Below are 12759 nucleotides of genomic sequence, written 5' to 3' on the forward strand. Positions count from 1 at the left end.
AAAGTCTCCCTCCGCGCGGCGGCCGCTCCTTTTTCAGGAGAGGGAGATTTAGAGCGGACGCCGCGCGGAGGGAGGAAATCACTTCTGAAATGAAATTCCGATTTTTAAAATCTTTCTTTCTAAGATTCAATTTATTCCTTCACTAACTCTCCACTCAGACGCAACAATTGCAATTCTGAAATCTTGATATTGAAACGGGCATTAGTCAGGCGGTTCAACGAAGTATTCAAACTACGTTGCGCTTCGTTTATCTCTAAAATAGTAGAACCTCCTAATCTGAATTTCTCCAATGAGATTTTCATATTCTCCTCCGCTACCTGATTATATTCTTCTTCTAATTTCAGAATTTCTTTATCGGTCTGGTATTGGTTATAGGCCCTCACCAGGTCATTTTCCATCTGTATAATCCAATCCTGCTCCTGTGTTCGGGCAATTTCGGTATTGATTTTAGAGGTCTGAATCTGTCTGCGGATAATTTGCCCGTTAAAAATAGGTACCGTCAGACCAACCCCCGGAGACAAACCGTAGTTCTGGTTATATAAAAAGAGACCTGCATTGGTTTTACTCAATGAATATCCTAAATTGGCATTAAGCGTTACCCTTGGTAGTTTAAGTCCTTGTGCTTCTCTTTGCTGAATCAAGGTAATATCTGTGGCTTTTCTGAAAGCCAGAAGGGTTTTGTTAGCTGTGCGGGCTCTGTTTCTGAGTTCTTCCTGCGATGGGTCAAAAGTAAGGGCTACAACCTCCTGCACTTCAAAGTCTGTGTTAGGTTCTCTTGCCAGCAGGTTATTCAAGGCCACCTTTGCATTTTTCAGGTCGGTCTTGGCCTGAACCAATAGGCTGGTTTGTGTACCTAAATCAGTTTTCGACTGCAAATAATCTAATTTAGAGCCTTTACCAAACTGCCAGCGCTGGTCGGTAATATTTAATCTTTCTTCGTAATATTTAATAATCGTTTCTAAAAACCTGACAGTCTGTTTCTGCCGCATAATTTCATAATAGGCGGCCATTACATTAGCCATCGTATTCTCCATCGCTATACGGGTCTGAATCTGACTTAACTGGCTTTGGTTTTTCAAACGGTCATAAATGGCATACATACGTTTGCCGTCATATAATGTCCAGGCAAAGGTTACGTTTGCCGAAGGTGTTAAGTTCACCCCAAAACGATTGGTTTCATTGCCGTTGGCTAATACCTGTTTTACTTCGTTAAAGGCTGTTCCGGCATTGGCATTGAAATTGATATTTGGCAGCATCCCTGCATTTCCTTTAAAAACCTGTGTTTCTGCTACGGTTTGTTGCAGTTGGGCAATTTTTACATCGTAGTTTTTTTCGAGTGCTATGGTTATGGCATTCTCTAAGGTTAGTGTGTCTTGTGCAAATGAGGTTTGGGCAATGAATAATAGAAGAATTAGGTAATTTTTCACGTTGTTGTATTTTTACTTAGTTTCATTGATTTTGGGTTAATTTAGCTCAATGAAACTACTGAAATGATGCTTCGATTTTTATTAGTATGCCGGATTGTTAATCGGGCAATTGATTTTACAAGTAAGATAAATAATCAGGTTATGAGGTTTGTTCATTGGCATACTTAAAAACAGGGAGATACTCCAAAGTATCTCCCTGTTTTTAGATTATGCCATTTCATGCTCCGACTCGTGCGCAATTTTCTCAATTTGTTTCATACGCTCAAAATCTTTGTTACGAGACAAGAAAGAGTAGATGGCAGGAATTACATATAAGGTAAGTACCAGCGAGAACAACAAGCCACCCATAATTACGATACCCATTGACATACGGCTTTTTCCGGCTGAACCTAACGCAAAAGCAATAGGCGCTGCACCTAATACAGTGGCTAAACTGGTCATTAAGATAGGGCGGAAACGCATGGCCGCTGCTTCAATAGCCGCTTCTTTGATTGACATACCTTTCTCACGTAACTGATTGGCAAACTCCACAATCAGGATACCGTTTTTTGTTACCAACCCAATCAGCATAATCATACCAATCTGGCTGAAAATGTTCAGGGTCTGATTGAAATACCATAACGAGAACATGGCACCTGCTACCGCTAACGGTACGGTAAGCATAATAATGAATGGGTCAACGAAACTTTCAAACTGAGCGGCAAGAATCAGATAAACCAATAAGAGTGCCAATAAGAAAGTATAAAGTGTATTAGATGAACTTTCGGCAAAGTCGCGTGAAGAACCCGAAAGTGTTGTTCTGATTGACTCATCGTTCAGTTTATCTCTGATTGCGTCCATTGCTTTGATACCATCTCCAATGGTTTTGCCAGGGGCTAAACCAGCAGATACCGTTGCACTCATGTATCGGTTAAAGTGATACAATTGCGGTGGACTGCTTTGCTCTTCTGTTTTTACAATGTTATCTAACTGAACCAGTTCACCTTGATTATTCTTCACAAAGGTACTTTTCAAATCTAAAGGCTCGTCTCTGTTGGCACGGTCAAATTGCCCGATAACCTGATACTGGCGACCATTCATGGTAAAGTAGCCAAAACGTTGTCCGGCAAAAGCCAATTGCATATTCTGCGCAACATCTGCTACCGAAATACCCATACTTTTCGCTTTTTCACGGTCAATAGATACTTCTAATTCCGGTTTATTAAATTTCAGGTTCATGTCTGATACCACAAAAGTCGGGTCTTTTGCTACTTCATCCATAAACTTAGGCATATAATCACGCAATTTTTCAAAGTCAGGTGCCTGAACTACATATTGCACAGGTAAACCCCCACGGGCATCAACCGAGATAGTTTGCTGCTGAATGGCAAACGCACGGGCATCTGGCATACCTCTCAGTTTTTTGGTAACAAAGTCAACAATCTCCTGTTGCGAGCGTTTTCTTTCTTTTTTATCTTTCAGAGCCACACGCACCATTCCAGTATTTGGCGAACCCGAACCTGAGAAACCGGGTGCAGTTATCAACATGATTCCTCTTGCCTCTGGTATTGAGTCCTGTAACATTTTGCCCAGTTTAAGCATGTAGTTATCCATGTACTCAAACGACGAACCTTCAGGGGCAGTAACCGAAATACGGAACCAGTTACGGTCGTCTAATGGTGCTAATTCCTGTTGAACATTTCTACCGAAGAACCACGCAATACCTAAAGTCAGGAACAGAATCGGAATAGCCAGCCAACGCATTTTCATGAAACTGGTCAATCGGTCACGATAACCGTTAATCATGTTTTCAAAGAAAGGCTCTGTTTTTTCGTAGAACCACGAACGCTTATTGGTTTTTCTTACCAGATAAGCATTCAGCATAGGGGTAAGTGTTAAGGATACAAAGGCAGAAATCAATACGGCGGAAGCAAGCACGATACCAAACTCACGGAAGAGTTTACCTACAAAGCCCTGCATGAATATTACGGGTAAGAATACCGATGCCAGCGTAATAGAGGTAGAAACTACGGCAAATATAATCTCATTGGCTCCTTTAATAGCTGCTTCTATCGGCTTCATGCCTTCTTCTATCTTTTTATAGATATTCTCCGTTACCACAATACCGTCATCAACCACCAAACCTGTCGCTAATACAATCGCTAAGAGTGTCAGTACATTAACCGAGTATCCCAGCATATACATCACAAAGAAAGTACCGATTAACGAAACCGGAATATCAATCAGAGGTCTGATGGCGATAATCCAGTCACGGAAGAACAAGAATATGATAATTACCACAAGCACAATCGCAATCAATAAAGTTTCACCTACCTCTTCTACTGAGTTTTCGATGAAGACTGTATTGTCAAGCAATATGTCCATTTTATAATCCTTCGGTAAATCTCTTTTAATCTCGTCTAATCTCTTTTTAATTTCTTTCGAAATTTCAAGATAATTAGTACCGGGTTGAGGCACGATAGCCAGACCAATCATCGGAATACCTCCCAGACGCAGAATGGTTTCTTCATTTTCAGGGCCTAACTGAATGTTACCAATATCCTTAAAACGAATAATTTTATCGCCTATAGTCTTTACTATCAGGTTCTCAAAGTCAGTTTCATTTTTGAAACGACCTACGGTTTTTACGGTTAATTCAGTATTGTCTCCGGCGAGTTTTCCACTTGGCAACTCTACATTTTCACGGTCAAGAGCTTGTTTTATATCTTGTGTCGTTACGCCCTGTGCAGCCATACGGGTCGGGTCCATCCACAAACGCATGGCATATTTTTTCTGTCCCCATATCATTACCGAGCTTACCCCCTGAATGGTCTGTAAGCGTTGGGCCACAACGTTTTCAGCCATATCACTGATTTCAAGGTGAGAACGTGATTCGCTTTGCAACAACATACTCATAATCGGATCAGAGTTGGCATCGGCCTTAGATACGGTAGGCGGGGCATCAATATCCTGAGGTAGCTGTCTTACAGCCCCTGATACTTTATCGCGTACATCGTTTGCAGCCCGTTCCATATCAACCCCTAATTCAAACTCGATGGTAATCTGGCTGGTACCTACATTAGAAGAGGAACTGATAGATTTGACACCCTCTACACTATTGAGGTTTTTCTCAAGAGGTTCGGTGATCTGAGATTCAATAATATCGGCATTGGCACCGGCATAAGCGGTACGCACCGACACCACAGGCGGGTCGATAGACGGGTATTCGCGTACGCCTAAAAATGTGTATCCAATAACACCAAATAGGATGATGACAAGGTTCATCACTATGGCTAATACCGGGCGCTTGATGGAAATAGTTGATATAGACATAATTTTGTGAATTTCGTTGTTAATTCATGCCAACAGGCATGAGCAATCTCTTATTTCATCACCTGTTTTACTTTTACAGGTGCATCTTTTTTCAATGCCATAATACCGCTCACAATCAGCGAATCGCCTGATACAAGCCCACTTGTAATCTGAATATTTTTTTCATTACGCAAGCCGGTTTCTACCATTTTCTCGGTTACTTTACCATTTTGCATCACATATACTTTCTTCCCTTTCAATACCGGAATAATAGCTTCGGTAGGTACCATAATAGCCTGCGAAATATCTAAATCAACGGTTACTTTCACAAACATACCCGGAATCAGTCTGTCGTTCGGGTTTTGTGCGAGTGCTCTTACTTTTAAGGTACGTAAATTCGGATCAATTTTCGGGTCAATTGCCACAATAGTTGCTGAATAACTGGCGGTTTGCCCTTCTACCTCAAATTTTACATTACTACCCAATCTGATTTGTGTTGAATATTTTTCAGGAATGGCAAAGTCAACTTTTACAGGATTGGTCTGCACCAATGTTGCCAGACTCGTCGTTGGTGAAACATAAGCTCCCTGGCTCACGTTTTTAAAACTTATTTTTCCTGAAAAGGGCGCTCTCAAAACCGTTTTTTCAATACTGGTTTCTAAAAACTCTTTGTCGGCATCAAGCGTATTCAAAGTATTAGAGGTAATTTCATATTCTTCTCTACTGATGGCATTGATTTCTAATAGTTTCTTCTGACGGGCATCTGTTTGTTTAGCCAGCTCAATCTGATAATTGATTTTTTTCAATTGCGCCTGTAAATCGGTATCTTTAATTTTGGCAATTACCTGTCCGGCTGCTACTCTGCTACCTTCTTTGATATTGAGAGATACCAATCGTCCGGCTGCTTCTGCCATTAATTGTACTTCTTCGTTCGGGAAAACAGTACCCGGTGAGGTAACTGCGTTATCAAGCGTTGCAAAACTTGTAACAAATATATTTACGGCTGTAGGTGCGCCACCACCTGCCCCGCCGGGTCCACCGCCTTTACCTTTTTCTCCTCCTCTGCCTGCTGCTGCCCCACCGCCACCACCCGGGCCACCGGCTCCTTTTTCTTCCGGTTTACTAAAAAAGAATATTTTGCCCAGCACAAGCACAACAACAACTGCAATAATGATTAGTATAGTACGCATCTTAAAATTTGTCTTATTTTTTATTATAGGGTAAGTAATTAAGGATTAAGTGCCAATTCGATGTATAATTTAATTTTTTCTTAATTATAAACGGAAAATAGTAACTTTTTTTTACGAAAGTAAGTGTTTTTAGTGATTGTAACTATAAATAAACGACAAATTAGTCGATTTTGACGACTATTCATTAAAAAACGTATTATGAGGAGAAATAACCAGATTTGAAGCTAAATCCGCCGTTTAAAAAGCTAAAACTACCAGATACTTATTTTGGATAGGAGGGTGTTAAAGCACTGTCTAATTTTGACTAAAGATTTTAATAACCACCTGAAAAATAAAGCCATGAAAGCAAATATGAACTTGAAAAGCGAGACCCTTGTAAGAGTAGGCGGACATAAAAAATTTAATCCATCAATTATTGTACTGATGGAAGCTGACATTAATTATACCAAAGTTCATTTAAACTCTGGTAAAGTAATCTATGTAGCTACTAATCTGAAAAAATTAGAAGAAAGATTAGCCGCCAACGTTTCGTTTTTCCGTTCGCACCGCTCTTTTATTATCAATCTTAATCATGTAAATACCTGTGGTGAAGACACCGTACAACTGGCCAATAACAGAACTGTATTGGTAGCCCGCCGTAGAAAAGAAGCGCTGGTTCAGAAACTGGCCTGCCTGAAAATGGCAGTTTAGATAAAATAGCGGATAGCCATTTCGTAACCCTTCATGCCTAATCCGCATATCATGCCTTTGCATCGGCTCGACAGATAAGAGTGGTGGCGAAAAGCCTCCCGGGCATGAATATTAGAAATGTGCACTTCTATTGCCGGAGTTTTGATGGCCGAAAGCGCATCAGCAATGGCAATAGATGTATGCGTATAAGCCCCTGCATTAATTATCAGCCCATCAAATTCCACTATCCCGTAGCCTACTTCATGTATTTTATCAATAATACCTCCCTCATGATTCGATTGGTAATAATGTAACTCAATGGTTGAAAAAAGTTGTTTGAGTTCTCCTAAATAATCTTCAAAAGTCTGACTACCGTAGATATGTGGTTCTCTTTTGCCGAGCAGGTTCAGATTAGGGCCATTGATAATAATAATTTTTTTCATCGAAAAAACGATTGATTCAGTATTTTTACGGCAAGTTACGAAAACGATTCGTGTTTACTGATAAAATCTGACTCTTTTGAATTGGCCCATCTACATTCAACATTTTAAAAACTATCTTCGGCTTGAGCGGTCTATGTCTGAAAACTCTATCGAGGCATACCTGAGAGATGTTGAAAAACTAAGCCAGTTTGCGGCTATGGCAGCGCATAACCGCGGCCCTGAAGCCATTACCGAAAAAGACATCGCAGATTTTCTTGAGTACATTAATCAATTCGGACTTACTCCCACTTCGCAAGCCAGAATCCTGTCAGGTATCAAATCCTTCTACAAGTACCTGGCTATAGAAAACCTGATTCAGATTGACCCTACCCAGTTGATTGAAGGACCCAAAACCGGGAGAAAATTGCCTGATACCTTATCTTTTCCCGAAATTGAGCAAATGTTGGCTATAATAGACTTGTCAACCCCAGAAGGCACTCGTAACCGGGCAATCATAGAAGTGCTGTATAGTTGTGGTATCCGGGTTTCTGAACTGGTTGATTTAAAACTCACGAATTGTTATTTTGATATTGGTTTTATCAGGGTAGTAGGCAAAGGTAACAAGATGCGGCTGGTTCCTATTGGCAGAGATGCCATTAAATACACGAAGATTTATCTCGAAAATAGCAGAAACCATCTGGATATAAAACCTGAGGCAGAAGATATTGTATTTTTGAACCGCCGTGGAAAAGCCTTGACAAGGGTCATGATTTTTCTGATTATTAAAGAACTTGCCGAACGGGCAGGTATTCATAAAAGCATTTCGCCACACACTTTTCGCCATTCGTTTGCCACCCATCTGATAGAAGGAGGGGCAGATCTGAGAGCCGTGCAGGAAATGCTGGGGCATGAGTCTATTACGACTACCGAAATATATACGCATTTAGACAGAGCATTTTTACAGGAAACCCTTAAAAGTTATCACCCAAGAGAGGGAAACAAGTTTAAACAGGTAAAGAAATAATTAAATTGTAAGGCACCATGAAAAAAAATGACCATAAGATTCTTACTTTAACGGTTAGTCCGGCTATTGACAAGAGTACCAAGTTTTCGGGTTTGGTAGCCGAACAGAAAATCAGATGTGAAGCCCCACATTTTGATGCGGGTGGCGGAGGTATTAATGTATCGAAGGCTATTGCTCGTCTGGGCGGCAATTCATTAGCTATTTTTACGGTAGGTGGTGCCTCGGGCGAATTGTTACAGGAGTTGGTAAAGAAAGAAAAGATTGCCTATGAGGTAATAAAAACCGAAAGCTGGACAAGAGAAAACTTTATAGCAGTAGATACCCTTACTAATGCGCAATACAGGTTTGGTATGCCCGGCCCGGCTATTACAACTAAAGAAGCCCAGGAGATACTGAAAGCTATAGAGGAAGCAAAGCCTGAATTTCTGGTAGCCAGTGGGAGTTTATCGCCGGGTTTAGGTGATGATTTTTATGAAAGGGTAGCGGCAGTATCGCGCAAGACAGGTTCTAAACTGATTATTGATACTTCTGGCGCACCGTTGGAAAAAGCCATTGACGAAGGCGTATTTCTTTTAAAACCCAATGTAGGCGAACTGGCCAAACTGGTAAAAGCCGAATCGCTTGAAATTAATGAAGTAGATGATGCTGCCAGACAAATCATCAGTAAAGGCAAATGTGAGGTAGTGGTGGTTTCGTTAGGCCCGCAGGGGGCAGTATTGGTAACCAAAGATATATGCGAGCATATTCCGGCCCCACCTGTACAAAAAAAGAGTACAGTAGGCGCAGGCGACAGTATGGTAGGGGGTATGGTATGGGCTTTGTCAGAAGGAAAAGATTTATCAGAAATGCTTCGCTGGGGAGTAGCTTGCGGCTCGGCAGCCACCATGAACGAGGGTACACAATTATTCAGAAAAGAAGACGCACTTAAACTCATTAAATGGTTAAATACTTATGGAGAAAAATATCAGATTCATCCTCTTTAGTTTATTGGTATTAGGCAATCAGGCTTTTGCCCAACTCATTCATTCGCACAATGACTATGAGCAGAGACAACCTTTTTATGATGCTTATAATTTAGGCTTTGACTCTATCGAAGCTGATTTATACATTAAAAACGGAAAACTCTATGTAGCCCACGACTGGAAGAATATTACAAAGAAACGTACCTTTAAGGCATTATACTGGAAACCCCTGTTGGCTAAAATCAAAACCAATAAAGGGTATGCTTATGCTGATAAAAAAGAATTATATCTTTTGCTCGATTTGAAAAAAGATGGCAAACTGATAATGGCAGAACTGGAAAAACTCATAAAACGTCATAAAAAAGATTTGCAACACGTGCATATTACGATTAGTGGAGATATGCCCAAGACCGAAGAATATGCGCAGTATGATAAGCTGTTTTTCTTTGATGGCAGACGAAACACGCAGTATTCTGACGAAGCCTATAAAAGAGTAGATATGGTAAGTGCCAGTTTTCTGGATTTTGGTAAATACTGGCCTGGAAAACAGGAATTACCCGAAGAAACCTACCAGAATATCAGGGCTTTTGTGATGGCAAATCATGCCAAAGGTAAGCGGGTGAGAATATGGGGAACACCCAATACCACCCTTGGTTTTGAGACCCTGAAAAAGCTGGAAGTAGATTTTATAGGCACCGATGATTTAGAGTTATTGAAAAATTTTGTTGAAAAATAAAATTATGTTTGCTACCTTGTAATCAGTATTTTTTCAAGTAATTACATATAGATAATAGCGTTACTTTTTGCTGGCTTATTATCTGTATCGTAAATATAGATAGATTATCAGTTTTATTGAGATTAAAGTGGCGTAGTTTGTTTTTTTAAGTGTCATCATTCATACAACAGCGAAGACTGACAAGGCTCAGAGTGAATAAGGAAATTTTTTGATGCAAATGCCTCAGGTGGTTTTTTGTGTCAATACTTATTTATTCATTGCCATTGGTTAGTCAGTAACCACATGCTATCGGATGAAACAAAAAACACTGATGAGTAACAACATAGCCCAAAATAAAAGGCATAGCACTGAAAGCCTTGGTAAAAAGTCTTCTTTCGGTTCTTCAGAAAGACAGAAAAGTCTCGAAGAATTAGAAGAAAAGCTGAATTTCTTAATGGTTAATTCCGATGAGTCTCTGTTGGTAGTTGACCATAGCCTGAATATTATTACCTGCAATCAGAAATTTCAGGAACTATATACCATTTATTTCGGCATAAAAATAGAGAAAGGTAACTCTGTTCTTTCTTATGTTCACCCTGAAAGGGTAGAAATTGTCAGACAGATTTATAATAGAGTCTTGGCAGGAGAAAAGCAGGAGTCAGAAACAAAGGTGCCGGGGTCTGATGGGTCAGCGCATTTTTTCCAGCATAAGTATAAGCCGATTTATGATAATAGCCAAAAAATAATAGGTGCTTTTGTTTCTTCATCTGATATTACTGCCCACAAAAATACAGAAATGGCCCTTCGCCAGAGCGAAGAAAAATATCAATACATTGTTGAAAACGCCTTAGATGGTTTTATCTTTAGTGATAGAGACGGAACTATCATAGATGCCAACCGGGCTTCATGCCAGATGTTTGGTTATACCCTCGACGAGTTCAGAGGGTTAAAATGGCACGATATTATCGTGTATGAACCCGAAGTTATCAATATTTATAAAGAAGAAAGAAATAAAACAGGCAAAGTAAGAGGTGAACTGACAGGGGTTCATAAGAGTGGCAGACATTTTCCGTGTGAATTTTCCTCAATTTTCTATAAAGGCAGTACCGGCAGGCATGACGGGAAAATAAGTACTTTTATTAACGATATATCAGATAGAAAAAGAGTAGAAGAAGAGGCAGAACTCAGAGAAAAACGCTTTGCCTCATTAGTTGAACACGGAGCAGATGGCGTCGCTATTCTGTCAACTCAGGGTGTCCCCCAATATATTTCTCCTTCTATTGAAAAAGTATTGGGTTATACCGTACAAGAATCGACGAGTTTAGATTTGTTTTCGGCTACTCACCCCGATGATATGGTATATGTGCAGCAAGCCTGGATGGAGATGATGGAAAAACCGGGCGTGCCTGTGTTAGGGCAGGTGGCAAGAATCAGACATAAAAATGGTAACTGGCGGTGGATAGAAGGGGTTCTGATTAATATGCTGCATGAACCGGGTATTGAGGGCATTGTCAACAATTTCAGAGACGTAACCACCAAAATACTGGCTGAGCAGGAAAAAGAGTTTGAGAGAAGAGATAAAGAGGCACTGATTAATAATACAGAAGACCTGATATGGAGTGTAAGCAGAGATTTCAGGTTGATAGCAGGTAACAGGGCGTTTATAGAATCTATGCGAGCCTCTACCGGAATAATATTGGTAACAGGCGATTGCCTGTTAATGGACGATTTTTTTGACCACCGGTTTATTGAGTTCTGGCGAACACTCTATCTGAAAGGTTTAAGAGGAGAAACAGTAAAAGAAGAGGTTTATATCACCGGAATATTAGGCATAAAAGGTGGGTGGAAAGAGATAAGCCTGAACCCGATTTATGAGGCTGGTAAAGTGGTTTCCTTAGCCTGTTATTCAAGAGATATTACCCGGCAGAAAGAATTACAGGAGAGCCTGAGAGAAAGCGAGGAAAAATTCAGAGCCGCCTTTCAGTTCTCGGCTATTGGCATGGCAATTGTGGGTCTTGATGGGAAATTTATTGCAGTCAACGAAAATTTATGCCATATAACCGGCTATCGTGCTGAAGAACTCAGAGAATTAAAATTTCAGCAGATTACCCACCTGGACGATGTAGAAACACATCTCAGGTTTAAGAAAGAGCTATTGGCAGGAAAAAGAGAAAGTTATCAGGTTGAAAAAAGATATATACATAAAGACAGACATGTAATATGGGTGCACATAGCGGTTTCACTGGTAAGGCATAAATTTGGCGAACCACTCCATTTCGTTTCGCAGATTGAAGATATTACAGCCAGAAAAAGAGACCAGTTACACTTGATGGCATTGAACCAGAGCCTGAATCAGAGAGCCGAACAACTGACGGCGATTAATGCCGAATTAGAGCAGTTTTCCTATATAGCCTCTCATGACTTGCAGGAACCACTAAGAATGATTACGGGTTTTCTGAACCAGTTAGATAAAAAGTATAAAGACCAACTGGACGAGCGGGCAAGGCAATACATAAACTTTGCTGTAGATGGGGCGAGCCGCATGAGAACCATTATTTTAGACCTGTTGGAGTATTCAAAAATCGGCAGAAAAGAATATGAAGTCGATTGGGTGAACATGAATGAACTGGTACAGGAAGTAGTGCAGAAAAATATCTGGCATGAAGAAAAGGAAATAATCGTATGGGAAGACCTGCCCACGCTCTACGGTGCCAGGTTACCCTTGTATCAACTGATGCAGAACCTTATCTCAAACGCTATCAAATACCAGAAAAAAGAAGAAAAGCCGAAAATCAGGATTATAGCCACAGATAACCATAAACATTGGCAGATTTCGGTAGCCGACAATGGCATAGGGATAGAAAAACAGTTTTTTGATAAAATTTTTAATCTTTTTCAAAGGCTTCATCATAAAGAAGAATACTCGGGCACGGGTATCGGATTAGCCATCTGTAAAAAAATTATCGAGAATCATAACGGAAAAATATGGGTAGAGTCGGAATATGGCAGTGGTAGTACCTTTCATTTTATCATTAATAAGTAATTTCTGAAAACTGAAT

At 40.3% G+C, this 12759-nt stretch carries 9 protein-coding genes; 5 read left to right on the forward strand and 4 right to left on the reverse strand.

The window, feature by feature from the left end:
• Window positions 1-131: 131 nt before the first annotated feature.
• From EWM59_RS11825 to EWM59_RS11835, 3 genes are all read right to left on the reverse strand, one after another.
• Complete coding sequence (locus EWM59_RS11825) at window positions 132-1427, reverse strand: TolC family protein (protein ID WP_130021186.1); 1296 nt, start codon at window positions 1425-1427, stop codon at window positions 132-134.
• 207 nt (window positions 1428-1634) lie between these two features.
• Window positions 1635-4739, reverse strand: a complete 3105-nt coding sequence (locus EWM59_RS11830; RefSeq protein WP_130021187.1) for an efflux RND transporter permease subunit — start codon at window positions 4737-4739, stop codon at window positions 1635-1637.
• A gap of 50 nt (window positions 4740-4789) precedes the next feature.
• Entirely contained in the window at window positions 4790-5908 is a 1119-nt protein-coding gene (locus EWM59_RS11835) for an efflux RND transporter periplasmic adaptor subunit (RefSeq protein ID WP_130021188.1), read from the reverse strand.
• 339 nt (window positions 5909-6247) lie between these two features.
• Here EWM59_RS11835 and EWM59_RS11840 point away from each other — a divergent pair, with 339 nt between their 5' ends.
• On the forward strand, window positions 6248-6598 hold the full coding sequence (locus EWM59_RS11840) for a LytR/AlgR family response regulator transcription factor (RefSeq protein WP_130021189.1): 351 nt from the start codon (window positions 6248-6250) through the stop codon (window positions 6596-6598).
• Here EWM59_RS11840 and aroQ read toward each other — a convergent pair.
• A complete protein-coding gene (gene aroQ, locus EWM59_RS11845) occupies window positions 6595-7020 on the reverse strand; it encodes a type II 3-dehydroquinate dehydratase (RefSeq protein WP_130021190.1) in 426 nt (141 codons plus the stop codon). The genes EWM59_RS11840 and aroQ overlap by 4 nt on opposite strands.
• A 76-nt stretch (window positions 7021-7096) precedes the next feature.
• Between aroQ and xerD the strand changes: the two genes are divergently transcribed.
• From xerD to EWM59_RS11865, 4 genes are all read left to right on the forward strand, one after another.
• The gene (gene xerD, locus EWM59_RS11850; RefSeq protein WP_130021191.1) at window positions 7097-8023 is read left to right on the forward strand and encodes a site-specific tyrosine recombinase XerD; all 927 of its coding nucleotides are present in this window, start codon (window positions 7097-7099) and stop codon (window positions 8021-8023) included.
• Between the two features lie 17 nt (window positions 8024-8040).
• On the forward strand, window positions 8041-9006 hold the full coding sequence (locus EWM59_RS11855) for a 1-phosphofructokinase family hexose kinase (RefSeq protein ID WP_130021192.1): 966 nt from the start codon (window positions 8041-8043) through the stop codon (window positions 9004-9006).
• Window positions 8975-9721: a PI-PLC domain-containing protein gene (locus tag EWM59_RS11860; protein WP_130021193.1), complete on the forward strand. Its 747-nt coding sequence runs from the start codon at window positions 8975-8977 to the stop codon at window positions 9719-9721. Before EWM59_RS11855 ends, EWM59_RS11860 begins: the two co-directional genes overlap by 32 nt.
• A 292-nt stretch (window positions 9722-10013) precedes the next feature.
• Window positions 10014-12743, forward strand: a complete 2730-nt coding sequence (locus EWM59_RS11865) for a PAS domain-containing sensor histidine kinase (RefSeq protein ID WP_130021194.1) — start codon at window positions 10014-10016, stop codon at window positions 12741-12743.
• The last annotated feature ends 16 nt before the right edge of the window (window positions 12744-12759 follow it).

Source organism: Emticicia agri, from assembly GCF_004168285.1.
Taxonomy (GTDB): Bacteria; Bacteroidota; Bacteroidia; order Cytophagales; family Spirosomataceae; genus Emticicia; species Emticicia agri.